Origin of the sequence: Lelliottia sp. F153, from assembly GCF_002870005.1 — a bacterium.
Classification (GTDB): Bacteria; Pseudomonadota; Gammaproteobacteria; order Enterobacterales; family Enterobacteriaceae; genus Enterobacter; species Enterobacter nimipressuralis.
Genome location: NZ_PKFT01000006.1, coordinates 75805 through 101239, shown reverse-complemented (window position 1 = coordinate 101239; position 25435 = coordinate 75805). Strand labels below are relative to the sequence as shown.

At 49.9% G+C, this 25435-nt stretch carries 20 protein-coding genes; 7 read left to right on the top strand and 13 right to left on the bottom strand.

Features of this window, described 5'->3' with window-relative positions; all coding sequences use genetic code 11:
- Positions 1-165 precede the first annotated feature (165 nt).
- The 5 genes from F153LOC_RS14950 to F153LOC_RS14930 all read right to left on the bottom strand — a co-directional run bounded on the left by F153LOC_RS14950 (position 166) and on the right by F153LOC_RS14930 (position 5791).
- Positions 166-1122, bottom strand: coding sequence for a fimbrial protein (locus tag F153LOC_RS14950; RefSeq protein WP_102105193.1), 957 nt, complete (start codon positions 1120-1122; stop codon positions 166-168).
- A 20-nt stretch (positions 1123-1142) separates the two neighbouring features.
- Positions 1143-3824, bottom strand: a complete 2682-nt coding sequence (locus F153LOC_RS14945) for a fimbria/pilus outer membrane usher protein (protein ID WP_102105194.1) — start codon at positions 3822-3824, stop codon at positions 1143-1145.
- 51 nt (positions 3825-3875) lie between these two features.
- Entirely contained in the window at positions 3876-4556 is a 681-nt protein-coding gene (locus F153LOC_RS14940) for a molecular chaperone (protein WP_102105195.1), read from the bottom strand.
- Positions 4557-4640: 84 nt separating this feature from the next.
- On the bottom strand, positions 4641-5189 hold the full coding sequence (locus tag F153LOC_RS14935; RefSeq protein ID WP_158238467.1) for a fimbrial protein: 549 nt from the start codon (positions 5187-5189) through the stop codon (positions 4641-4643).
- A 71-nt stretch (positions 5190-5260) separates the two neighbouring features.
- Entirely contained in the window at positions 5261-5791 is a 531-nt protein-coding gene (locus F153LOC_RS14930; protein WP_102105197.1) for a fimbrial protein, read from the bottom strand.
- Between the two features lie 474 nt (positions 5792-6265).
- Between F153LOC_RS14930 and F153LOC_RS14925 the strand changes: the two genes are divergently transcribed.
- Both F153LOC_RS14925 and F153LOC_RS14920 read left to right on the top strand, forming a co-directional pair.
- The gene (locus F153LOC_RS14925) at positions 6266-9508 is read left to right on the top strand and encodes an autotransporter outer membrane beta-barrel domain-containing protein (protein WP_102105198.1); all 3243 of its coding nucleotides are present in this window, start codon (positions 6266-6268) and stop codon (positions 9506-9508) included.
- A gap of 103 nt (positions 9509-9611) precedes the next feature.
- Positions 9612-10541: a LysR family transcriptional regulator gene (locus tag F153LOC_RS14920; RefSeq protein ID WP_107703986.1), complete on the top strand. Its 930-nt coding sequence runs from the start codon at positions 9612-9614 to the stop codon at positions 10539-10541.
- 84 nt (positions 10542-10625) lie between these two features.
- On the opposite strand, the gene F153LOC_RS14915 is transcribed toward F153LOC_RS14920, so the two are convergent.
- The 7 genes from F153LOC_RS14915 to mntR form a co-directional block, all read right to left on the bottom strand.
- Positions 10626-11513 (bottom strand): LysR family transcriptional regulator, encoded by an 888-nt coding sequence (locus F153LOC_RS14915; protein WP_102105200.1) that lies wholly within the window; start codon positions 11511-11513, stop codon positions 10626-10628.
- A gap of 947 nt (positions 11514-12460) precedes the next feature.
- Positions 12461-13498, bottom strand: coding sequence for an aldo/keto reductase (locus tag F153LOC_RS14910; RefSeq protein WP_102105201.1), 1038 nt, complete (start codon positions 13496-13498; stop codon positions 12461-12463).
- Between the two features lie 108 nt (positions 13499-13606).
- A complete protein-coding gene (locus F153LOC_RS14905) occupies positions 13607-15130 on the bottom strand; it encodes an efflux transporter outer membrane subunit (RefSeq protein WP_102105202.1) in 1524 nt (507 codons plus the stop codon).
- Positions 15130-16701 carry a DHA2 family efflux MFS transporter permease subunit gene (locus F153LOC_RS14900; RefSeq protein ID WP_102105203.1) on the bottom strand — a complete coding sequence of 524 codons (1572 nt, stop codon included), beginning with the start codon at positions 16699-16701 and terminating at the stop codon, positions 15130-15132. The genes F153LOC_RS14905 and F153LOC_RS14900 overlap by 1 nt, the downstream gene beginning before the upstream one ends.
- Positions 16698-17801 (bottom strand): HlyD family secretion protein, encoded by a 1104-nt coding sequence (locus F153LOC_RS14895; protein WP_100777097.1) that lies wholly within the window; start codon positions 17799-17801, stop codon positions 16698-16700. Before F153LOC_RS14895 ends, F153LOC_RS14900 begins: the two co-directional genes overlap by 4 nt.
- 102 nt (positions 17802-17903) lie before the next feature.
- Positions 17904-19013, bottom strand: a complete 1110-nt coding sequence (locus F153LOC_RS14890) for an anion transporter (protein ID WP_102105204.1) — start codon at positions 19011-19013, stop codon at positions 17904-17906.
- Complete coding sequence (gene mntR, locus F153LOC_RS14885) at positions 19010-19483, bottom strand: manganese-binding transcriptional regulator MntR (RefSeq protein ID WP_102105205.1); 474 nt, start codon at positions 19481-19483, stop codon at positions 19010-19012. The genes F153LOC_RS14890 and mntR overlap by 4 nt, the downstream gene beginning before the upstream one ends.
- Before the next feature lie 182 nt (positions 19484-19665).
- Here mntR and mntS point away from each other — a divergent pair, with 182 nt between their 5' ends.
- Positions 19666-19794 (top strand): manganase accumulation protein MntS, encoded by a 129-nt coding sequence (mntS, locus tag F153LOC_RS14880; protein ID WP_102105206.1) that lies wholly within the window; start codon positions 19666-19668, stop codon positions 19792-19794.
- A gap of 279 nt (positions 19795-20073) precedes the next feature.
- Positions 20074-21657, top strand: a complete 1584-nt coding sequence (locus tag F153LOC_RS14875; protein WP_100777101.1) for a phosphoethanolamine transferase — start codon at positions 20074-20076, stop codon at positions 21655-21657.
- Positions 21658-21748: 91 nt separating this feature from the next.
- Here the strand turns inward: F153LOC_RS14875 and ompX are convergent, their stop codons facing one another.
- A complete protein-coding gene (ompX, locus tag F153LOC_RS14865) occupies positions 21749-22267 on the bottom strand; it encodes an outer membrane protein OmpX (RefSeq protein WP_100777103.1) in 519 nt (172 codons plus the stop codon).
- Positions 22268-22622: 355 nt separating this feature from the next.
- Between ompX and rhtA the strand changes: the two genes are divergently transcribed.
- From rhtA to glnH, 3 genes are all read left to right on the top strand, one after another.
- On the top strand, positions 22623-23510 hold the full coding sequence (gene rhtA / locus F153LOC_RS14860; RefSeq protein WP_100777104.1) for a threonine/homoserine exporter RhtA: 888 nt from the start codon (positions 22623-22625) through the stop codon (positions 23508-23510).
- A 302-nt stretch (positions 23511-23812) separates the two neighbouring features.
- Entirely contained in the window at positions 23813-24316 is a 504-nt protein-coding gene (gene dps, locus F153LOC_RS14855; RefSeq protein ID WP_100777105.1) for a DNA starvation/stationary phase protection protein Dps, read from the top strand.
- A 362-nt stretch (positions 24317-24678) separates the two neighbouring features.
- Positions 24679-25425, top strand: a complete 747-nt coding sequence (gene glnH, locus F153LOC_RS14850) for a glutamine ABC transporter substrate-binding protein GlnH (RefSeq protein ID WP_100777106.1) — start codon at positions 24679-24681, stop codon at positions 25423-25425.
- Positions 25426-25435 lie beyond the last annotated feature (10 nt).

Sequence of the window (25435 nt, the reverse complement as noted above, 5' to 3'; positions counted from 1 at the left end):
ACGAATCTCACTGTTTTAGGTGTTCCGCGTACAAAAACACCGTTGTTAAAGCGATATTATTATTCGTTAATTGCTTTACCATGGGAAATAACTCTAGCTCAAAACGTACTTTACGTACGTTTTTGGTTGGCCTCAAGGGTAATTATCACTCTGCCCTGGGCAATATTATTCATAGGAAACAGTGAAATTAGCAACAGCGCTCACTGTACCTGGGGTGATGTCGTTTTCTGTCTGTGTATAGGCCGCGGTCAAAGGAATATTGAATATTCCCCCTGTTTGCGTTGTCTGAATATAGGTATCCTGACCAAATTTAACCGCCGACTCATTGTACATGAGTTTTATCCCAACACCGCGTGCAGTACTGTTGGACAGGTCAATGATGCCGTCTCCTTTTGTCGACGCCGCGTCAAAACTTATATTTAACCGGGTTCCGGCATCACAATCTAACGGGATCTTAAAACTGACAGGCGATGCCGTGTTACCTTTTCCGTTGAGCGTACCCGGAAACAGTGTGCCCATATCAACACCAAGAGTCCCGGTATAACCCAAACTACACGGGGTCAGACTCAGCGGCCCCCCCGAGAGCGAGTAGTTGCCGGCAACTTTAGTTCCAGCGGAACTTACGACCTGGTATGAAAATAAATCACCACCAAAGGTTTGTGAAGGCGAGGTGGTGTTACCTGTTTTATATAATTTATATGTAAAATCAGGCGTTTGCAGGTTTGTTTCAGTGTGGTTAGTTAAGATAGTACCAGTTAATGGTCTACCGTCAACTCGCACAGCAACACCGATACCGGTTATCGCAGTCGGAAAAACAGTATCGCCATTGATAGTCTTCGATGGCTTTCCGGAATACAGTGTTGACAAAAGTGTTAAAGTTTGGTAACCACCAGAAGTGCATGTGGCAACATAACGTCTTTGAAATGAAGACGAATATATAACGGTATTGACCGGTGTATTATGTGGAATTTCTATAGTGTGCAGCATTTTCATCTGAGTCGTTGGTGTCACTTCACAAGAACCCTGCGCATAGGCTGCGAAAGGATGCAACCCTACCAGACCAAGAATACTAAACACAATTCCCGCCGTATATTTCCTTAACTTCACTACTTGACTCTTCATTGGCTACCTTCTTAATTATATTAATGACATTGGGCTGTGATTTGCTTGATCAGCTCAGCGCTATCAGCACTCTTTTTATCAGAACGTAACGCATAATTTGCCTTACATTTCTGGTTGCTGTCATCGCCCCACTTCACCATTAAATTGCCTTCTTCCGGCAGACCCGATAAATACACCTGGCCTTGATCGCTGACGATGCCGGTAATAATTTTGTCATCATCTGTTTCATCTTGAATTAAGGTCACCGTCGCGCCGAAAGGAACGGGCTTCCCGGAGAACAGAAGCTGGATAAGCGCTCGCTGACCAACACGTGTTTTAAAGTCGGCAATGGTAACAGCGCCACGCGTTGGAATAACCGTCTGACTGCTGAAATCCATGTCTACATCATCGCCAAAACTTTGCGTATCGAGTTCAATAGAATTTTTACGATAAGGCTGAACGTACGGTACGACTGCATATCCGCGCCAGTCAGTCTTAACGCCGGTATTATTCTTAACATTCACGCCACCGGCATCAGGCGCCTTAACAAGGGCAATTGTATCGCTAAGAGGCTGTGATAATGTTACACCGTTCTGATGTATTACCACGCCGCCCTGTACGCCATACGTCCATTGTTGAGTATGATCATCATAGTTATATCCAAGATTACTTTCGCCCAGATTACCTTTGTAATCGAGAGAGGCATTCCCCGATGAACCCTGACCTTCGTTTTCATAGCCCTGTTGCACGGCATAACTCAGGTTATTATCCTGCAGTAAGTTACCGCTGATACCTGCCTGTTGAGATGTCGTGCCATTCTTGTTACTGCTCATATTATAGGTCATCCATGCCCCGGTATGTCCCAATAAGAGATCGAACGGCACAGACATATTAAATGCGACAATTTTATCGGCTTCTGCAGTTCCCGGATTTTTGGAATAGTTATAATTCAGCCCCAGACTCACCCCATAGATAGTCGTTGAGTAACCTAACTGAATAAGTTTCTCTACACCATCACCGCCCCAATAATTCTGCCGACTACCGCTAATATTAATTGAGCCGTAGTCGCCGAAAGACTGGCTAATCGTCAACTGAATTTTACTTCGCTGGTTATGTGAGCGATTATAATTATCAAAGTCATTATCTGAATCAGGATCAGCCTGATAGTCCTGAACATCGCTGAATGAATAATACCCTTTGGTAGAATAGCGATAACCCGCAATTTCTAAGTTAGTATCCGTACGTTCAAAGTTTTTAGCATACATTGCACGATAGGACTGGCCTTTTTTCGTCCCCAGGGAATTATCATCAAACTGACTGGTGGCCTGAGTACCATCAAATGAGATCGCCCCCCACGCGCCTAAGTCTCTGCCTAATCCGACAGTAACGGCACGATAATTATTGGCATATTGTACACCGCCATATATGGTCGTCCGTGATGTGAGACCATAAATATTTGATATCTGAATGAACTGAGGTGTTTTCGTGTCGTCAGTGCCGGTACGATATTCACCCATAACCAGATTGTATTTCAGGCGTTTTTCGCGCTGCAAAATAGGTACCGAGCTGGTCGCGACGGTAAATTTCGTTTCTGAGTTGTCCGCTTCCTTCACGGTCACTTCCAAATCACCACCGTTACTCGACGGATAGAGATCGGTGATCGCAAAAGCCCCCGGGGAAACGTTGGTCTGATAAATCGTATAACCGTTCTGTTTAACCGTAACCTGGGCGTTTGATTTCGCGATACCCCGGACCGTGGGCGCGAACTGGCTCATCGAGTCAGGCAGCATCTGATCGTCAGACGCGAGCTGTGCCCCGGTAAACTGAATACTGTCAAAGACGTCGCCCGGCGTTGCTGTTTGCCCTAATGTGAGCTGGCCACCCTGTAAAAACTGGACATCACGCTGTACGTACGTATTGATCGACTGAAATTCACGCTGGTTACTGTCGCTACTGTTGCCATGCCCGTTGTCAGACGAGTTGTGAATTTCGCTATAGGTGGAGTAATTACGTAAACGCCATGGACCGACGTTGGCTCCACTTCTTAAGTTCACAAAGTGACTCTGGGAATCACTGTCGTCCCTGGATGTCGTTGATCCCGAATAGCTGTAGTTGAGAATGATTGCCGGAATGCCTGCTTCCCAACGTTTCGGGTCAATCGCATTACGTGGACGCGTATCCACACCCACCTGCGGAACCGTAATGTCATAGCGCATACGGTTTAAATCCAGCGTTTCAGTGGCATCTTTCACATACACATTAAGCGGTTTGGTCATTATCTCAGTTTGCGGTGCCGCTTTGAGATCGGGGAACGTATCTAAAATCACCCCGTAGCCAACCAGCTCTTCCGGCGTGAGTTGCCCATAAAGCTTGCCCGGGTACTCTTTCAGACTGACGAAATTAACCGTCCTCAAATCCACCTGCTGGTTGTTAAGATAGACATTGACTTTGTATGAACCCGGCATTTGGCCGCCTTTCTCGGCAAAATAGTTCAGGTCCACATCTTGCAGGTCACTTACCCCACCCGTAGCTTTGAGCATTTCAGGGTTAAATGATTCAGCACCAAAAGAAGCAACAGGAAATGATAATAAGATAAAAAAAGAAGCTGGCTTTGCTAAAGAATGAAAGCAATCGTAATTTGATTTTTTAAAATCGCAGCCATCAGCCTCACACAGCTTCTGTGAAAATTTACCTGACATATTTTTTATTTTATTATCATCCATAATTCATACATCCAGCATTTTCGTTTATCAATCAGGTAACAACATTGTTGTTTAGAATTTAGCGGTCGCCTTTTCGCTCAACCCACCGTAGTCATTTATCGACTGCCAGGTGATTGTGCCGCTGCTTGCAGACTCCTTGATATTGACAGACGAGCCAGGGGCAACCATGTAACCCTGTTTCACATCGTGGCCATTAATACTTATTCTCGAGATATTCACAAAATATGGCGTTGGGTTTTTCGCTACCAGCGAATCGCCAGCGTAGTTAAATGTTACTTTTTCATAGGCGTGTTTGACTTCTTCCGGCTTATTGATCGCAACAGGTCGGTAGAAAAGTTTAATTCGCGTATTCAAAGAGAACTGCAACGAGTTTTCAGATTTCACTTTCGCTTCTGGTGGAATGGCCAGCGTATTGATCCAGAAAACAGACTCTTTATCCTGCGGTAAATTTGAGGAGGTCTGAGTAATACGCACAGTATTATTTTGGCCTGGCTCAATTCGGAAAAGAGGCGGCGTGGTCATAAATGGGACTTTCTCGCCCGCATTATCGGTACTGACCCATGAACGGATGAGATACACTGAGGAATCTTCACCATTCATAATAGGCAGAGACGCCTCTTTCATATCACCTGTAAAGATAACCCGAGTTGCGCCAACGGTTAAACCGGCAAAACTTGGGATAGCCGTTACCAGCAATGCGCTAGCGAGAATAGACTTGACTAACATTTTCATAAGTTTCTTCTTTGGTTAAAAAAATAGTGACTTTTGTCATCAAAAGTCACTTGTATTAAGAGTAATTAAATCATCAAATGATTATTACAGATAAGACAGCTCATAGTTGATTACGGAAACCATCGGACCAGCGGTAGGGGTGGTAGACCCTGTCTTCGCGTAGCCAACACGGTAGTTCAGATTGTTATTACCGACTACCAGTGGCGTGCTGTACTGCGTTACAACGTTGGCAGGAATGACTGCGCCGCTCTGAGCATCAGTAATAATGTAACCTGCATATTTCGCAGCACCAGAGGACGTGGAATCAACAAAGACGTTGGCACCAGAACCGGATGAGGTTTTACCGGTTAATTTGATCGACACGTTTTCTACAACGCTTGGGCAGGTTTCCAGCTTAATGCTGAAGCTCTTCTGCAGGTTAGCGCTGGTAACAGCTGCGCCAGGCAGTGCGCTAACTAATGAAATCGGCACAGCATCCATTGGCACAATCAGGGCTTCAGAACCGGCCGCAACAGAACAGGCGGTGGACGCTACGGTGCCGTGGAAATTCAGGGTGCCGTCAATAGCCTGGGCACCAGAAACACCAAAGCCCATCATTACGACTGCTGCAATACTTAATTTTTTCATGTTCATAATTGGTTTAATCCTTTTAACCTTTGCCATTTTCTCAGACTGTATTTCTGGAAATAAATGACAGCCGGTGATTAGTTATAGGTCAGGGTGAAGTTAGTCGTTGCAGTGAACTGACCTTCAGTCACAGTCCCACCGGTATAAACCGCTGCTGCGCGCAGTGGAATATTCGCTTCGTGTGAAGTGGCATCAATGGTTGTTACCGCAGAAGCGCTGTTTAAATTAATTTGGGTATCGTCTGGGTTATATAAACCCAAGCCAATGCCGGTTACGCCAGTGATAGCCAGCAGTTTTGAATCAGTTGCATCTGCTGTACCGTTTGCGGTGAGGCTAACACCTGCCTGTGCTTCCGGACATTGAGTCAGGTGAATGGTAAAATCTTTCGCAGGAGACTTAGCGCCCTTAGTACCACCGAAGTCAGCAGCAATAATGGTACCTAATTCAATTGCGGCAGAAGTACTTGCTGCATCAATAACACAGCCGGTGGTGTTAATACGGCCATTAACAGTGATAGTACCAGTATTAACAGCAGCTGCGTTTGCGCCCATTGTTGCAGCAGCAGCTGCAGCAAGCACTGTAAGTTTGAACCATGAAGTCATTTTCATTTTTATCCTATCAAGATTATATATTGTTAGTTTATGAATCTAACAACCATTACGGATGCCTCTTTGCCAGACATCTACGTTGGAGTGGATTATTCAGGAAACCTTAATGGCGGTACAGTCAGTAATGCTTACAGATGCATTAAGCTTAACTTAAGGTATGCAAGTATTAATTTATTGACTTTATTCTTACATTGCTAATAAATGTAAATGCTGGTGAACACCTGTCAATTCCTGGCTACTTCTTGAACACCACAAATGAAGGCACCCTTTTTTTAGCGTATTAAACAGACAGTTACACTTTATGCCTTCATGTTAAGTGAACAGATAATAATACGCTTATCAGTGTGTAAAAACGGACTGACTAAATCCTTTGAATAATACTGATTCCTGTTTCGCTATTTAATTCTTGAGAACGCCTGGCTTCTGGCGTAGGTACAATATCTTTTTAACCATGATTTATAAGGAAATTTAAACATGGAAATATGTAAAAAAAATGATTATTCATTAAAGGGTAAATGGCTATTTAGGCCGTTCTATTGGCTTCTGCTTTCTCCTTTGAGTGTTTACGCATCCATAACCTATAGCGACGGTAAAGAACATTTTTTTAACTTTTTACCTTCAACAGAAACCACAGCGAATAATGATCCTGCGTTTATCATTACCGGTGCGGGAACCGCAGTCAATGTTCAGGGGAGTGATAATGCTGGCGGTACGCTTATTCCTGAAAAATCAGTTATATCTACTTCAGGAAAAGAGTCCTATGCGTTTAACCTTTCTAACCTTGCCAATTTAACCCTTACCAATGCCGCTATTGACACCAAAAACGCGAGCAGAACCATCAACATAAGCTCCGGTGCATCAGCAACATTGAATAATGCTGATATTAGTGCGAATCAATCAAGAAGTTATGTGGTTTATGTCAGTGGGGCCGGTTCCTCATTTCATGGTGATGATATTCGTATTACCGATACTAACTCTACAGGTACTGGCATCTCTTTGCATTATGGCGCTTCCGCTAACGATCTGAGTAATGTCACTATTACACTCAGTGATGCCATGTATGGGATTCAGCTCGATTCATCTACAGCAGTGATTGATAATCTCACTATCAATCAGTCCTCCACGGGCTATCAAAATGCTATTTATGCCATTGGTTCGAATTCGAACCAAAAAGCGGTGGCAACAATCACCAATGGGCACGTCAATTTGACGGGCATTAACAGCACAATGATTAATGCCAACGCCTACAGTGACGTTCGGCTGGATGGCGGTATTTATCAGAGCTATGGCGATAATATCACGGCCTTTTTCTTATCGGGGAAAGAGAGCAGTCTCACGGCCAACAATCTTACACTTATCACGAACGGCGTCAGATCCAACGCTATTGATGCTCGCAATAATATGCATATCGATAACGATATTGTTAAGACGACAGGGGATAAATCGTATGCCTTGTATGTCGACTCTGGTGATATGACCTATAACCAGCTCCCGCCTGTCACCCTGACGGCCTCCAACATGACGCTGGTTACAGAGGGAAATAGTTCTGCTGCGGCAGTCGCCGCGTGTTCCGCCAACATCGCCTGCACAGGTATCCTTGATATCAGCAACTCCTCAATTACGACCTCCGGTACGGGTAGTTACCTGCTGGCGGCGATGAATGATGCCATCATTACTGCGGAGTCTGTTACTGGACACTCTTCGGGCGAGAATGCCGATTTAATACGCTCATACGCAAACAGTAATATCACGCTTAAAGGGAGCCAACTGAGTGCAACGGGAGCCAATGCGAACGCGATTTATGGAACGGGGTTTGACGCGGACAACCCGGCGATAGTCACGCTTATTAACAGTGACCTGAGCAGCGCCGCTGCCGAAGGAATCATCATTTCGGGTGCGAATGAGCAAATCAATGTGAACGATCATTCAACGATTACCAGCGGCAGCGGTATTTTGTTGCGTGCGAACAGCACTATCAATACGAGTACCGGGGTGATTACTGCGAGCAAGGTGAACCTATCGGCCAGTGATTCACTCCTTGAGGGTGACATTATCGCGGCTCAGGGAAACCTTGTTGATGTTTATCTGAATTCGGACTCGCAATGGAAGGGTGCAACCGAGACCACTAACAGCGTAAATATTGATGCTACCAGTAAATGGGTTATTCCTGATAATTCTACGGTTAATACATTGAATTCCGCAGGGAATGTCTTTTTCTCTCATACAGGAAGTGCTTATTCGACGTTGAATATCACTGGCAACATGAACGGTGATGGTATTTACCACATCAATACATTCCTCGATGATAGCAACTCCCCCACCGATACCATCCATGTGACGGGTGACGTTACCGGCAGTAATATTCTGTACGTTAACAACACGGGTGGTCAGGGTGATTACACTCCGGCTAACGGCATTCAGGTTATACAGGTCGACGGTACCAATACCGAGGGCAGTAACGCCTTTACGCTTGGAAACACCGTGTCTGCTGGCGCGTTTAACTACACGTTGCACAAAGGCGACATTTCAAGTGGCGAAGGGGAAAACTGGTACTTGAGTGATTGCGCTGATTATACGTGCTCCGAAGCTATTCCGGACCCGGTTCCCGATCCGGACCCGACGCCAGAACCCGACCCAACTCCTGATCCTACTCCTGATCCAGACCCGACGCCCGATCCAGACCCTGTTCCCGATCCGGACCCGGCTCCAGAACCAGAACCGACCCCTGATCCGGAGCCGGCGCCGGAACCCGATCCTATTCCGGACCCGACACCTGCCCCAATTCCGTCTGATGGAAACCTGCCATGGCGTGAAGAGGTGCCTTCTTATCTCGCAGCCCCTACTTTGCTCATGAATTATGGATTTGATGCTATCGGCACTTATCATCAACGTAATAGCAGTAACGTTATGCACACAGACGAGACATGGGCGCGGACAGCGTATCAACATACAAACTATGATGCCGGTCGTTATAGCTATGATACGGATATGAGCTTAATCCAGTTTGGTCAGGATTTATTGTGGGATAAAACCGCTGATGGCGGGGAAATTCGTGCAGGTATTATGGCGACGTTGGGCCGCCAAACCACAGATTCCGAAGACAGTTTACGTCGTCATAATCCCTCTCTCTCGACAAAAACCGGCAGCATTGACAGTCGTATTTACAGCTTAGGCGGGTATTACACTCTGAAAACCCACGAGGGCGCGTACATTGACGTTGTTGGTCAGGGAAGCTGGCATAAAACCGATTATGACAGCACCCATGACGCCAGTCAGAATGGCTATGGTGCCGCACTGTCAGTAGAAGCGGGTAAGCCATTTGTTCTTTATCAAAATCTCAAAGTAGAACCTCAGGCGCAGATTATTTATCAGTACCTTAATCTCGAGGATTTTAGCGACGAGATCAGTTCAGTATCAGGCGTTTCCATGAGTAACGCACAGGGTCGGACAGGGCTTCGTTTCTTCATGGATAATCCAGACTGGACCCCTTACTTAGCAATTAATGCCGTAAGCGTTATGGGTGATGAAGCAAATGTGCAAATTGCCGATAAACGTACACAAGCAGATTTCGGTAAAGACTGGTGGCAGAGTGCAGCGGGCGTCACCATAAGTCTTGGAGAGAATACCCTCTTGAATGCTGATGTGAGTTACCAGAAAGGTTTTGGTTCTGACATCGAGGGATACAGCGCGAATGCAAATGTGAAAGTCTCTTTCTAAGACCACGAGAAAAAGGAGCTGAGCTGTGGCTATACTATTCTTTATGTGAATATATCGCAGAATGAAGTCACAGCTTTGTCCATCATTCATCAGGGATTTGAAAATGACAGAAAATTCGCTTATCGCAAATATCAGTAGGGTCAAAGGATTTGATTTAAATCTTCTTTTAATCTTTGAAGCCATTTATGTTCATAAGAGCGTATCTAAAGCGGCGGAACTGCTGTGTGTTAGCCCTTCGGCCGTCAGTCAGTCATTGACGAAGCTACGCAGTTTTTTCTCCGATCCCCTTTTTATCCGTGAAGGGAGAGGACTTGTGGCAACCACTATTGCAGAAAATTTGCATAATCAGTTACGTGCAGGTTTCAGGCAGCTACTCGGTAGCCTTGATTATTTCAAGGATACAACGACCCGCAGCAAATTTGTGGTCCACTCAACGCCCTATGCGGCGATGCGCATCTTACCTCATGTCAGCGCTGAGGTTCTAAAAGAAGGGCTTAACTGTGAAATAAGTCATATCAGCGCTGATGCACTACTGGATACCATTGAAGATGCGTTGACTTACCGCAAAGCCGATATCGTCTTTGACACTAAGCCTTATTATAATTTTTCCACCGTGGTAGAGCCGTATCTGGTTGAGCAGACTGTTCCTATTTGCCGGGTGGATCATCCACGGTTAAAGAAGACGCTGACATATGAGGAGATGGCGTTTGAAACCTCCAGCTTCCTGAATGCCGGTTCTGAAAACGTCAAACGCACGCAGACGGGGATTATGGAGTATTTAGGCGATCGCAACTTTTTCTTTAGCAGCAGCTCCATTATTGTTAACGCCGCCATTGTAGAAAAATCAGACGTGGTCAGTTTCGTGCCCGCCTGGTTTGCTGAAAAATTTGCCTCCAGCTTCAATATCAAAGTGCTGGAGTGCAATTTCACTCTGGAACCCGTCACCATGTATATGACGTACAATAAAGCCTCATTGAAAAGCCCACACTTTCTCGAGCTTTTACAAGTGCTTAACAAATTCAAAGAGTTATGAATCAAAGGGAATAGCCTGCACAACGATTATGGCTATTCCCTTCATAGCACTACAACCTTCCCCCCCTGCTTTACTCTTCAAAAGTTAGCGCATCATTGCTATTTTTTTGAGCAAATCGTTTTTATCTTTTCGTCTGGAAGGATCTTTTAAATAGTTAATGTATAAACTCGTTTTTTGGACATTCAATTTAAATTTATAATTTAACGATTTGATATCAAAAGATGCGTGAAGCTTCAAATAAATATTCAATGGTATAACACAAATAATATCGCTGACCTCGACCATTGCCAGCAGATCAAGATAGTAATGACTGGAGAAAAATACGTTTGCGGTTTGCCCCTCATCCAGTAAGTTATCGAAAAGTGAGGAACACCCTAGCGCCGCCTGTTTTTCATAGGAAAATTCTTTCAGCGAGATCGAGTCCGAAAGCCTCGGGTGGTCGTTACGGCAAACAATCGCATAATCTTCCTTAAACAGTCGCTTGAAGAAAATGTCTTCATGTTGAATAGGCTCATAGTCAAAAATAACATCCGCCTTATTGCTCAACAACAAATCGGCCCTTCCCTCTGGCGAAACGGGAAGAGCAGTATGCTCCAGGGGAAAGGAGATGGATTGCTCCATCAACAAATAGGTGACCGGGATAACGGTGGCAGCGATATGCGGCGCGCAGGCAAAGACGAAACGTTGTTTGTCTGTTTCCACATTAGCAGACTGAACGTCTTGCTGGTTATTCAGCATGGCCAGGGACTCGGTATGCAATCGCTTTGCAAATTCTGTCGGTATCAGCGAATTTTTTTCACGGATAAAAAGCACATCGTTATATAAAAGCCGTAGTTTTTTTATGGCCAGGTAGACGCTGGAGTGCGAAATACTCAGCGCAAAAGCTGACTGGCTCATGCTTTTCGTTTTCATGACTGTATTAAAAATTCGTATGCGGCCTATTTCTGCTTTACTTAATTTATGATGAATCATTTATAATCTTCCATAATCAGTTAGCGTTCATTTGAGAATACTCAATCCTTTATACATCTCGCTAATCACGTCACATTCTGTGAAAAAATTTTAGTGCTCCAGGTCAGGCGGTCGGTTAACGATGTCTGTTACTCCTCTGAACGTCAGTCTTTCCTGCATACAGCGGGCAACTTCTCTCGCACACTCCATACCCTGGCATCGGTAAATATTCATTTGCTGCGTTGTATTTTCACTGTCCTGAAGCCTACGGCAGCATTAAAGCCAGAGGGGAAATGCGTACCGAATGGCATACCATTCAACTACTTGATTTACATCGCATACAGGGCGTTAATTGTACTACCACGAGTACCAGACAGGGCTCAGCGCCTGGCTATGGGTAAATATCAAGGAGAGTGACAGTGGTATTCCAACGCTGGTGAGACTGATTCGCCCCCGCTGTATGCATTAATGCTTTTCAATCGATTAATTTTCATTGTTTATGAATCTGAATATTTATTCATCCACGGTTAGAGAAACACTTTCTAAAATGAAAGAATGTGGACTAGACAAAAAATCTTTATCCACAATAGTAAAATATTAACGCTTTGATGTCTGCGTTATCACTATTTAGTTTTGCTAAATGACTATTTAGTACTTTTATATAGTGAGCGTTCCAGTATAAATGACTTATGTTTGTCAACTCTACAGTAGAAATCAATCCGGCAGCTGTGTCGGCGATCTCCTTAAACAGTTTCGTCACCAGGGTTAATATCTAGCCATGCAAAAAACCCCTGCAGAGACTTTCCACAGGGGGCTTTATTGATTCACATCAGTCAGAGAGTACGGATAACAATCTCGTTAAGTCTGATTGTAAACCTTATACAGACACTTTTTACTTCTCCGGCATAGCGAGCATCTTCGTTGATATTAGAAGCGAGATAAACTAAGCACAGCCTGAATAATGACCATTACCCTTTCAATTGATTCTGGCGATATTCACCCTGACGCTCCAGCATCCAGCCCGGATATTCCCGCGGCAGTGCGCTGACGGCGTCGAGCTGTTTCAGTTCGTCATCACTCAGGCGAATATTCGTTGCGGCAATGTTGTCATCCAGCTGATCCACGCGTTTGGCTCCGATGATAACGCTGCTCACCACTTTCTGATGCAGCAGCCACGCCAGCGCGATTTGCGCGACTGAAACGCCTTTGCTTTCAGCAATGGTTCGCATTACATCTACGCAGTCGAACGCGCGCTCTTTTTCCACCGGCGGGAAATCGAATTCCAGACGACGTCCACCCGCCTCGCTCTGGCCGTCACGACCGTATTTGCCGCTCAGTAACCCCCCCGCCAGCGGGCTCCAGACCATCAGCCCGACGCCTTCGCTTTGCAGCATCGGCACCAGTTCACGCTCCAGATCGCGCCCGGCAATGGTGTAGTACGCCTGTAGCGAGGCAAAACGCGCCAGCCCGAGACGCTCGGAGATCCCCAGCGCTTTCGCAATTTGCCATGCCGCCCAGTTCGAAACACCGATGTAGCGCACATGGCCGTGCTGCACCAGATTATCGAGGGCGTAGAGCGTCTCTTCTATCGGCGTTGCCGGATCGAAACCGTGCAGTTGATAGAGATCGATATGATCGAGCTGCATACGACGCAGGCTCTCTTTAACGCTGCTGATGATGTGATAACGCGAACTGCCGCGTGAGTTAACGCCTGCGGTGCCGGTTTCACCGAACACTTTAGTGGCGACAACGACGTTTTCACGCGGGATTTTGAGGTTTTTCAGCGCCTGACCGGTGATCTCCTCCGAGCGCCCTTCTGAATAGACGTTCGCAGTATCAATAAAGTTAATCCCGGCATCCAGCGCACGGCCAACCAGTTTTTCCGCATCGCTCTGCTGAAGCTGGCCGATTTTTCCCCACATGCCACCTTCCCCGCCGAAGGTCATGGTGCCAAGGCAAAGCTCAGAAACAAACAGACCGGTATTGCCCAGTTTTTGATAACGCATATGACGTTCCTCATAATGTTCGTTTGATGGGTGCCGGATAGTTATACCCCGCGCCTGCAAAACGCGAATGTGGCGTTCCTGTTTGTTTCTTGCCCAATCCTCTGAACGTTATCCGCGCGGGGCGTCGCCAAACACCGAATAGTCCGGCAAATTCACCTGCTGATACGGCTCCCAGCCTCCGCCGAGGGCCTTGTAGAGTGCCACCAGATCGAGAGCACTCTGCACCTGCGACTGTGCACGCTGCTGCTGCGCCTGAGCCAGCTGGCGCTGAGCATCCAGCACGTCGATAAAGCTGGCGATCCCTTGACGATAGCTGTCGCTCGCCAGATCGAAGGCGTTTTGCAGTGCGTCGATGGTTTTGCCTAAGCCCGCTTCCCGCTGCTGGTCCGTGCGATAGCTCACCAGCGCGTTTTCCACATCGCCGAGCGCAGTGAGTACCGTCTGGCGGTAGTCGAGCACGGCGGCGCCCTGCTGCGCACGCGCCACTTTGACGCTCGAAACTAACCGTCCGCCCTGGAAAATCGGGATCGATACCTGCGGACCGACGCTATAGAAATGGCTGCTCCAGTCGGTGAGCCAGTTGGTTTCACTGTTGCGCAGGCCAAACTGGCCGGAGAGCGACACGCTCGGGAACAGCTCAGCAACGGAGACACCAATTTGCGCCGTCGCGGCGTGAAGATTGGCCTCCGCCTCGCGCACGTCCGGACGGCGACGGGCGAGCGTCGACGGAATACCTGTCGGCACAATGTCAGGCAATGAGGGCAGCGGCTGAACGGAATGCAGCTCGCTGTCCAGCGCACCCGGCGGTTTACCCAGCAGAATCGCCAGACCGTTCATCGCCTGACGCTCCTGGGCCTGATATTGCGGCAGTTGCGCTTCCAGATTGCCCAGCTGCGCGCGGGCATTTTCCACGTCCATCTGCGGTGACAGACCGCCACGCTGGCGGCTTTCGGTCAGATCGAGCGTTTGCTGTGCGCTCTCAATTTGCGTATTGAGCGTAGCCATCACGCTTTGCGCCCCGCGCAGTTGCAGCCAGGCCCGCGCCACTTCTGCTTCCAGTGAGACCAGGGCGTCGTTGCGCTGTTCGATAGCCGCACGTTGCTGGGCTTCGGCACCTTCCACCTGACGGCGCACTTTGCCCCACAGATCGAGTTCCCATTGGGCATCAAAACTTCCCTGATAGAGATTTATCGGCTGGGTGAGCGGCCCCAGCGCCCCTTTCAAATCGGGATCAACGTCATCCAGTTGATCGTAAACGCCGTGCGATTTTAGCTCCCCCTCCAGCCCCAGCTGCTGGCGGGTCGCCTGCAGATTGCCGTTCACCGAGGGATAAAACGCCCCGCCTGCCTGGTTTATCTGTTCGCGGGCACCGGCGATGCGCAGGACGGTTTGCTGAAGCGAGAGGTTTCCGGCAATCGCCCGCTCAACCAGGCTGTCGAGCTGCGCGGAGCCAAACGTTTTCCACCAGCGCGGGTTTACCGCACTGCTCTGCGTTTGTGACTTCACGCTCGCATCGCCAGGATCGTTCCATGTCGTAGGCGTCTGCGGTGCGGACGGTTGGTAATCAGGCCCTACGGCGCACCCCGCTAACAGCAGCATTAAAAACAGGGGGGATAAACGTCTGTACATCATCAATGTGCTCCTGCACTCCCCTCGCTTTTCACCGGCGAGAGCAACAAACAAAACGGGATCAGTATTAGCGCCACCGCGCTCAGGATCGTGAAAACGTCCACGTAGGCCAGGAAGCGCGACTGTTCAATCATGGTCTGGTACATGCGTCCGGTGGCGATATCCAGCGGATTGCCGACCTGGGTGGTGAAGTTCTGGATCGCCTGCGCCGACTCCCGCAGCGCCAGCTGGAACTGCTCATTAAAAGGCGACGCGTGATAGGCCAGATGCGCGCTGTGCGTCTGCGCACGCTCCGTGATTGCGGCGGTGGAAAGCGAGATCCCAATCGAACCCGCGACGTTACGGAACATGGTAAACAGCGCGGCGGCGTCGGCGTTAAGCCGCCTCGGTATCGAAATAAACGCAATGGTGGTGAGCGGAACAAACAGGAACCCCAGCCCGAACGACTGGGCGCTACGAAACAGCACCAGGGTTTCGAAATCGATATCCGGTGTCAGGGTTCGCGACCAGAAGAACGACACCGCGAGACAGGCAAAACCAAAGGCGATGATCCAGCGCGTCTGCACGACGGGCATCAGCTTTAACACCAGCGGAATGGTCAGGACAATCAGCACCGCACCGGGCGAGAGCACCATCCCCGACCAGGTGGCGGTGTAACCTAAATCCTGCTGGGCAAGCTGCGGGATCACAACCGAACTGCCGTATAAAATCATCGCCATTCCGGCCATTAAAAGGCTGGCGACGGCAAAGTTTTTGTCCTTCATGCAGCGCAGATCGACCACCGGTTTTTTGGCATACAAGAGCCAGTAAATCGCGCCGATGATGCCAATAAGCGTCAGTACCGCAAAGGTGCGGATAAAGTTTGAATAGAACCAGTCGTCATCTTCGCCGCGATCGAGCATCACCTGCAGGCAGCCGAGGCCCAGAGCGATAAGGCCAATCCCGGTCCAGTCGATACTCAGTTTCTCTTCGGATTTACGCTCCCAGGGTGGATCTTCCAGCAGCTGATAAATCGCCAGTACCGTCACGATCCCAACGGGAATATTGATAAAAAAGACCCAGCGCCAGGAGTAGTTATCGGTGATCCAGCCGCCGAGCGTCGGCCCCAGCACCGGGGCGACGATGATCGCAATCGACGACAGGCCAAAGGCTTTGCCACGATCCTCGGGTTTGAAGTAATCGAGCAGCACCGACTGCTGCGTTGGCTGAAGCCCGCCACCAAAAAAACCCTGCATGATGCGAAACAGAATGATTTGCCACAGCTCCGTCGCGATGCCACACAGAAAGGAGCAGATGGTGAACATCACGATACAGATCAGGAAGAACTGCTTGCGCCCAAACACCCGGCTCAGAAACGCGGAGATGGGCAGCACAATACCGTTAGCAACCAGATAGCTGGTGAGCACCCAGGTCGACTCGTCGTAGCTTGCCGAGAGCGAGCCTGCCACGTGCGGCAGCGCCACGTTAACGATGGTGGTATCAAGGATCTCCATAAACACCGCGAGCGTGACCACAATCGCCACCGCCCAGGGATTACTGGCGGGCCGCCAGTTGTCGTGGCTGTGTTCCGTCATTCCAGCGTAACCTTCGGCTCAACGGAGAGGCCCAGCGGCAGAGGCATGTTCGGGTCCAGCCCTTTGTCGATCACGATTTTCACCGGGACGCGCTGCACGATTTTCACAAAGTTGCCGGTAGCGTTTTCCGCCGGGAAGGCCGAGAAACGCGCACCGCTCCCCTGCTGAATACTGTCGATATGCCCTTCCAGCTTCATGTCCGGCCAGGCATCCACGGTGATCGCCACTTTATTGCCCGGACGCATACGCTCAAGCTGCGACTCTTTGAAGTTCGCCACCACCCAGATATCCGGTGAGACCAGCGAAAAGAGCGCCGTTCCGGCCTGCACCAGGGTACCCGGCTGGACGTTACGTTTGGTGACAAACCCATCAAACGGGGCGCGCACTTCGGTGTAAGAGAGATTCAGCGTGGCGGTTTCGAGCTGAGCTTTCGCCTGATCGACCTGACGTTCACGCGCTTCGACGTTGGTTTCCTGCTGGCGGATCTGGAGCTGGACCTGCTCCGCCACTTCCAGCTGTGCCTGGGCGCTGGCCAGACCGGCCTGAGCGCTGCGCAGCTGGGCGTTTGCAGAATCAATGCTTTGTTGCGTGGTGGCGCGCGGATCGACACCGCGCTGACGGCGATATTCAGCCTGCGCGTTCGCCATATCCGCCTGCGCTTTCAGCACCTGCGCTTTCGCTTCGTCCCGCTGGGCCGGATATTGCACTTTTGAGAGCGCCAGCTGGGCCTGTGCCTGGTGCAACTGCGCCACGGCCAGCCCTAACTGCGCCTGCGCCTGATCGCGCTGAGCGGTGGTATCACGCGGATCGATAACGACCAGCAGATCGCCCTTTTTCACCCGCTGATTATCACGCACGCGCAGTTCGGTAACGTAGCCCGCCGCTTTCGGAGCAATAGTCACCACGTCTGCATCGGTAAACGCATCGTCGGTGGTCTCTTCATTTCGGGTCAGAAGCCACCACACCAGCGCCACGATAACCATGATGACCACCACTATCCCAAGGATAATGAGGGGCTTTTTACCCGGGCGTTTGCGCTCGCTTTTTTCGTTTTGATCTGCGCTTTCGTTTTGTTCAGCGTTTTCGTTTGTCTCTGCCATATGCCAACAACGTTCCTGTCAGTGAACGGCATCACAGTTATGCCGTTCACTAAAGTTAGGACGTTGCTATACATTTGCCAGGAAAAGCTGACAATTAGCGCACTATATGAGAAGGAATAATCCGAAACCGACCGCGGCCGCCCACACCAGCATTGGCAGGGACCAGAGGTGGAATCGCCACCAGATCCGGCGGTTATTTGCCATACGCAGCGCAATCAGATTGGCGAGCGATCCCGGCAGCAGGCCGAAACCGCCGACGTTAACAGCCCAGGCCAGCAGCACCGTTGGCGGCACGTAGTTGATGAGCAGAATGGTCGAGGGAACATTGCTGATAAATTGCGACAACCCGATGGCCGTCAGCCACAGGCCGAGCGGCGAGAGTCCGCTAACGCTGTGCAACGCGCCCTGCAATACCGGCAGCTGGATCAGCAGATGCACATCGATAAACATCGCCATAAAGACCAGCAGCAGCGTCCAGTCGACGCTGATCAGCACCCGCCGCGCCAGCAGCAGGAAGCCGCCCGCCACCAGCAGTGCGCCCCAGAGGGCATATTTAAGTTCGAGGGCCGTCAGGAAAATGATGTACAGGGCGAGGCAGCCCCACACCAGCCGCGCATTCCACGGGGAGGCCTGGGTGCCGCTGTGATAGCGAAGCGGTTTCGCCGGAAAGGCAAACCAGCAGACCACCAGCAGAGAGAGCATCATCACCAACGCGAGAGGCGCCATTTGCCAGGTGAAGGCCGCAAAGGACAATCCGGAACGTCCCCAGAGCAAAATGTTCTGCGGATTGCCAATTGGCGTCAGTAACGATCCGGCGTTAACCGCCAGCGCTTCAAAGATGATCAGCCGGTTAACCGGGATCTCGCACAGCTTGCGTAACGTCAGGGTCAGCGGCACGACAATAAACAGCGCCACATCGTTAGTCAGAAAGGTCGACAGCAGCGCCGCCGCCAGCACCATAAACAGCGACAGTTTGCGCTCGGTGGCAAAGCGGCGCACCATTTTGCGCCCGATGACGTCAAAGTAGCCGCTCTGCTCCACCCCTTTGGTCAACATCATCAGCCCGCTCAGGGTAATAATGGTGTGCCAGTCGATAGCCGCCGGCCAGGACGCAGGCGCAAAGGGAACAAAAAAGCTCAGCCCAAGGCCAATCAATAACAGAAGATGGAAAAAGCGATCGCGGGCGAGTGCCCGCAGTCCAGGAATGCTCATTCAGCAGGGGACCCAAATTTACGCGTGAACTCGCGGAATTTCTCCAGCGTTTCTTCGCTGACGTGGTGTTCAATCCCTTCCGAATCGCGACGGGCCGTGTCTTCGCTCACGCCGAGCACCAGTAAAAAGTTTTCAACGATCTGATGGCGCTCCCGGCTCTCCTGAGCCAGTTTCTCCCCTTCTGGCGTCAGAAACACGCCGCGCCACGGGATCATTTCGATCAGCCCAACCGAGGCCAGACGTTTTAACATTTTGGCAACCGTAGGCTGTGACACCCCAAGCCTCGCAGCCATGTCCACCTGACGCGCTTCACCGACCTCACGAAAGAGATCGGAAATCAGCTCGACGTAGTCATCAATCAGCTCGCGACGGTGCGCCTCACGCACCTGACGAAACCCTTCAACATGCTCTTCAACATTCACCAGTTGCGTCTTTTTTTTTGTAATGGGCTTACCTGCGCGACGGTTCATTGTCCTTCCTCAGTGGGTGACGCCCCTGGCGTCATATATCTTGAGCGCACAGTGTAAACGATCCCTCTACAAGCACAAAAAATTAACGAATTAGCCATAGCTATACAATATAGCCTGTGCTATATCTGTATGTAATGCAGTCACCCTTCACGGATCGAAGGGATCAGAAATCAGGAGGTCACATGAACGAATTCAAGAGGTGTATGAAAGTGTTTAGCCACTCTCCCTTTAAAGTACGCTTGATGCTGTTGAACATGCTGTGCGATATCTTTAACGGTAAATCAGAGCAAAACGATAAACCGTCCCACTAAGCGGCGTCGCGGTACGCCGCTTCATTTTTCCGTCACACTTTCCGCGCAAACTGCCCTGTTAGCCCTCAATTCCCGATCTTTTTTACGGATTTGTAATCCCTCTCGCAAAACATCTTCTTAGCAACTGTTGACCTGAATGCCGACTGGCTCTATCTTCTTGCAGCCCTGCACCATTTGCGGCTCGCTGAAGCGGACCCTCATTCCCTCTCCACGCACTGTCAGGCAGGCTTTGACCCTCGACGCCAGGGTGAGCACATGGCGTTTTCATGATAGTGACCTATGAATTTAACCCTGAAAGAAACATTTATTACCCGCAGTCGGGCCTTAAGCCCGTGGACGGGATTCTACTTTCTGCAATCGCTGCTCATTAACTTTGCGCTGGGCTATCCCTTTAGCCTGCTCTACGCCGTCGCTTTTACCTGTCTGCTCCATTTGATGTGGCGCAGCGCGCCACGTGCGCAAAAAGTGGTGGTCGGGATCTGTTCGGTCGTCGCGGCGATGTACTACCCGTTTGGTCAGGCGTATGGCGCCCCCAATTTCAATACCCTGCTGGCGCTGCACTCCACCAATATGGAAGAGTCCACGGAGATCCTGACGATCTTCCCGTGGTACAGCTACGTCATCGGCCTGTTTATTTTTGCCCTTGGGGTGATTGCCGTTCGCCGCAAGCCGCAGGAGAAAAAACCGTGGAGCATGATTGAAAACCTGTGCCTGGTTATCGGCGTGGCGACCTTTTTTGTCGCGCCGGTGCAAAACCTGGCGTGGGGTGGCGTGTTCAAGCTAAAAGACACCGGCTATCCGGTTTTCCGCTTCGTCAAAGATATTGTGGTGAACAATAAAGAAGTGCTCGACGAGCAGACGCGTATGGCGGAGCTGTCGAATATGAAAGACACCTGGAACGTGCTGGCGGTCAAACCGAAATATCACACCTACGTGGTGGTGATTGGCGAGAGCGCGCGCCGCGATGCGCTGGGCGCATTCGGCGGGCACTGGGATAACACACCGTTTGCCAGCTCAGTAAACGGCACCCTGTTTACCGATTATGTCGCGGCAAGCGGCTCGACGCAGAAATCGCTCGGCCTGACGCTCAGCCGTGTGGTCGATGGCAAACCGCAGTATCAGGATAATTTCGTGACTCTGGCCAACCGCGCCGGTTTCCAGACCTGGTGGTTCTCCAATCAGGGGCAGATCGGTGAATACGACACGGCCATCGCCAGCATTGCCAAACGTGCGGATGAAGCGCAGTTCCTGAAGAGCGGAGATTTTGAGGCCGATAAGAATACCAAAGACGAAGCCTTACTGAAGATGACGTCGCAGGTCTTCGCCAGCCAGCGCACCCAGCCACAGCTGATCGTTCTGCATCTGATGGGCTCGCATCCGCAGGCTTGCGATCGTACTCAGGGGAAATACGCGGAATTCGTGCAGTCAAAAGAGACGTCGTGCTATCTCTACACCATGACGCAAACCGACGACCTGCTGAGTAAACTCTATACCCAGCTGCGCAACACGGGCGACAGTTTCTCGATGGTCTACTTCTCGGATCACGGTCTGGCGTTTAAAGAGCGCGGCAAAGAGGTGCAGTATCTGGCCCATGACGATAAGTTCCAGCAGAACTTCCAGGTGCCGTTTATGGTGCTCTCCAGCGATGACAAAACTCATCGCATCATCAAAGCGCGTCGTTCAGCCAATGATTTCCTGAAATTCTTCTCACAATGGACGGGAATTTCGGCAAAAGAGATCGCCAACAGCTATTCGTTCATTTCAAACAAGAAAGCGCCGCCGGTCTATATCACCAACTTCAAGTTACAGAAAGTGGAGTATACCCATCTGGGCACGGATGTTTTTGAGGTGAAAAGCAGGTAAGCTGACGTCGGTCTGGCACCCTCTTCCACTGGGAGAGGGCAAAAAAAAATCCGCCACATTGGGCGGATTTTTTACTGGCTCACCGAAGTGATTAGAAGCGGTAACCCACGCCTGCGATCCAGGTGCCAACGTCAACGTTGCGGATACGGCTCTGCTCATAGGAGAAGTCCAGAGCAACGTTTTCGATTGGGTTGAACTGCATACCTGCGCCGTAGGAGAAACCGTAGTCGCTGGTAGAAGCAGTGCGGTTCAGACTTTCGTTTTCAGTCTGCTGGAATTTACCGTAGCCAACACCTACAACGCCGTAGATGCTTGCCCAGTCATTCAGGCGGAAAGCAGGACCAGCGGTAACACCGTAGTACTGAGCTTTGTTATAAGCGCCATCTTCAGAACGATCTTTCTCGGTGTAAGTGAAAGAACCGATCACGCCCAGCGGATTGTTGTCCTGCTCGTAGCGGTACTTCAGGTTGAAGCCGTTAGCTTTGTTTACTACGCCCTGCATATCGCTCTGAGCGTAACCACCGGTAACAGTGGAAGTAGCAGCTACAGCGGTACCTGCGGAAACAGCCAGAACAGCGGCCAGTGCTGAAAGACATGCAATTTTTTTCATAACCACCTCAAATGTGCTTCAAGTAAATCCGTAAGTTTTAAATATATCAAAAAATCTTGTGAAACTCTTTGTGATTCGTGTTGTCTAACCGATCCTTTGATGTAACAGAACATTTCAAAGGTCAGCTATCTTGTTCAAAAAACACTGAATTTCCACATTTATACGCTGATTTTGCGCGTCAACGCCATTACATTCATCCAGATTAATCCTAATCTGTTAGCTTATTAATCCATCAATAGTGGCTCATTCTACGGATTTCGCGGCATTTTTTTTCAACAAAGTCTCAACCGCTGCCTGATTATTTCAATTACACTGCGACCTTTACTCCCTTTGACACAAATTGACAGGAGAAAGGATGCCTGGGATGTCTCGCAAGGCGCCAGTCTGGTTGCCCATCGTTGTAATACTCATCGCTATGCTGTCCATTCAGAGTGGTGCATCACTGGCAAAATCCCTTTTTCCACTGGTGGGCGCCCCTGGCGTCACGGCGCTGCGTATTGCGCTGGGTACCTTAATTCTGGTGGTGATCTTCAAACCCTGGCGGCTGAGATTTAAAAAAGAGCAACGCCTGCCGCTGCTCTTTTACGGGCTGTCGCTCGGCGGAATGAACTATCTGTTCTATTTGTCGATCCAGACCGTACCGCTGGGCATCGCGGTAGCGCTGGAGTTCACCGGCCCGCTGGCCGTGGCGCTCTTCTCTTCCCGTCGCCCCGTCGATTTTGTCTGGGTGGTGCTGGCCGTGCTGGGCCTGTGGTTCCTGCTGCCGCTGGGACAGAACATCTCTCATGTGGATTTAACCGGTGCCGCGCTGGCGCTCGGTGCGGGAGCCTGCTGGGCGGTCTATATCCTTACCGGGCAGCGTGCGGGTGAAGAGCATGGCCCTGCCACCGTCGCGCTCGGCTCGCTCATCGCTGCGATCATCTTTGTGCCGATTGGGATGGCGCAAGCAACGGAATCCATCTGGCAGTGGTCCATTTTGCCGATAGGTCTGGCGGTCGCCGTTCTCTCCACCGCGTTGCCCTACTCCCTCGAAATGATTGCCCTGACGCGCCTGCCAACCCGCATTTTCGGCACGCTGATGAGCATGGAACCGGCGCTCGCCGCCCTGTCGGGGATGGTTTTCCTGGGAGAAAGCCTGACCTTCACTCAGACGCTGGCGCTGTGCTCGATTATTGCCGCGTCAATGGGATCGACGCTCACCATGCGGCCTGAAACCAAAATCAAGAAAATCGACGTCAATTAATGCTCCCTGTTCTGCATGGTTTTATAGCCATGCAGAATAGAGGCCAACTTACTCCTGGTTTTATTTTCTTACATATTTTGTCATCACGGTGAAATATCCCCTGTCGCCCATGAAAAGAGGGCGTAATTAAGACTCATCCGCATAAAATAAATCATAATCATTTTATATCAATGAGTTACACAAACCCCTCCTCTTTCACTATTAAACCGATAGGCACAGCCATCCCGGCAGAATATAAAAGCGGTGCTATACTTATTTCCGGTAATTACCTGGAACATAAAACATCAAGAGGATATGAGATTATGAGTACCGCTAAACTGGTTAAAACGAAAGCGTCTAATCTGCTTTATACCCGTAACGATGTCTCGGATAGCGATAAGAAAGCAACGATTGAGCTGCTGAATCGCCAGGTGATCCAGTTCATTGACCTGTCGTTGATCACTAAACAGGCCCACTGGAATATGCGCGGCGCCAACTTTATCGCCGTTCATGAAATGCTGGATGGATTCCGGACTGCGTTAGTGACCCACCTGGACACCATGGCTGAACGTGCCGTGCAGCTGGGCGGTGTTGCCCTGGGTACCACTCAGGTGATTAACAGCAAAACGCCACTGAAAAGCTACCCGCTGGATATCCACACCGTTCAGGATCACCTGAAAGAGCTGGCTGACCGTTACGCTATCGTCGCGAACGATGTACGTAAAGCGATTGGCGAAACCAAAGACGAAGACACCGCAGATATCTTAACCGCGGCTTCTCGCGACCTGGATCAATTCCTGTGGTTTATCGAATCTAACATCGAATAATCCATACGAATTATCTATAAAACCCTCGCCGCCCGGCGGGGGTTTTGCACGTTTGTGGTGCACACTTTTGCTCTCCCTTTCTACAAAAGTAAATTAGTTGTAATAATCACCTCACAAAATCGTTAACGAAAGATTGTTTTATCGCCGTTATCTGCGCTTAATAGCCACCCGTCGGCTAAGCAAACCCGACTGCACCAAAACAGCGCTCCATTTTGGTGCAACAAATGCGGTTTGCACCGTTTACTGTGCAACACATGACATCATCCTCTTTGCAAAACAATGAGTTGCAATGTTGGCACGATTTTTTCATGTAGCCGTTTGTTCTCGCAGGGGATCGCCCCGTGGATATAAAAGGAAATGCTATGAAGTCTGTATTAAAAGTTTCACTGGCTGCACTTACCCTGGCTTTTGCCGTGTCCTCTCACGCTGCAGATAAAAAACTCATCGTCGCAACCGACACCGCCTTCGTCCCCTTTGAATTCAAACAGGGCGATCAGTATGTTGGTTTTGACGTCGATCTGTGGGCAGCTATCGCGAAGGAACTTAAACTTGATTACACCCTGAAGCCAATGGACTTCAGCGGTATCGTCCCTGCACTGCAAACCAAAAACGTTGACGTAGCGCTGGCGGGTATCACCATCACTGACGCACGTAAAAAAGCGATCGACTTCTCTGACGGCTACTACAAAAGCGGCCTGCTGGTGATGGTTAAGGCTGATAACAACGACGTGAAAAGCGTAAAAGATCTCGACGGCAAAGTGGTTGCAGTGAAAAGCGGCACCGGCTCTGTTGATTACGCGAAAGCCAACATCAAATCCAAAGACCTGCGTCAGTTCCCGAACATCGATAACGCTTACATGGAACTGGGCACCAACCGCGCTGACGCGGTACTGCACGACACACCAAACATCCTGTACTTCATCAAAACTGCGGGCAACGGCAAATTCAAAGCGGTTGGCGAGTCTTTAGAAGCACAGCAGTACGGTATCGCCTTCCCGAAAGGCAGCGACGATCTGCGTACCAAAGTGAACGGCGCGCTGAAAACCCTGCGTGAAAACGGCACCTACAACGAAATCTACAAAAAATGGTTCGGCACTGAGCCAAAATAATATTCTTAAA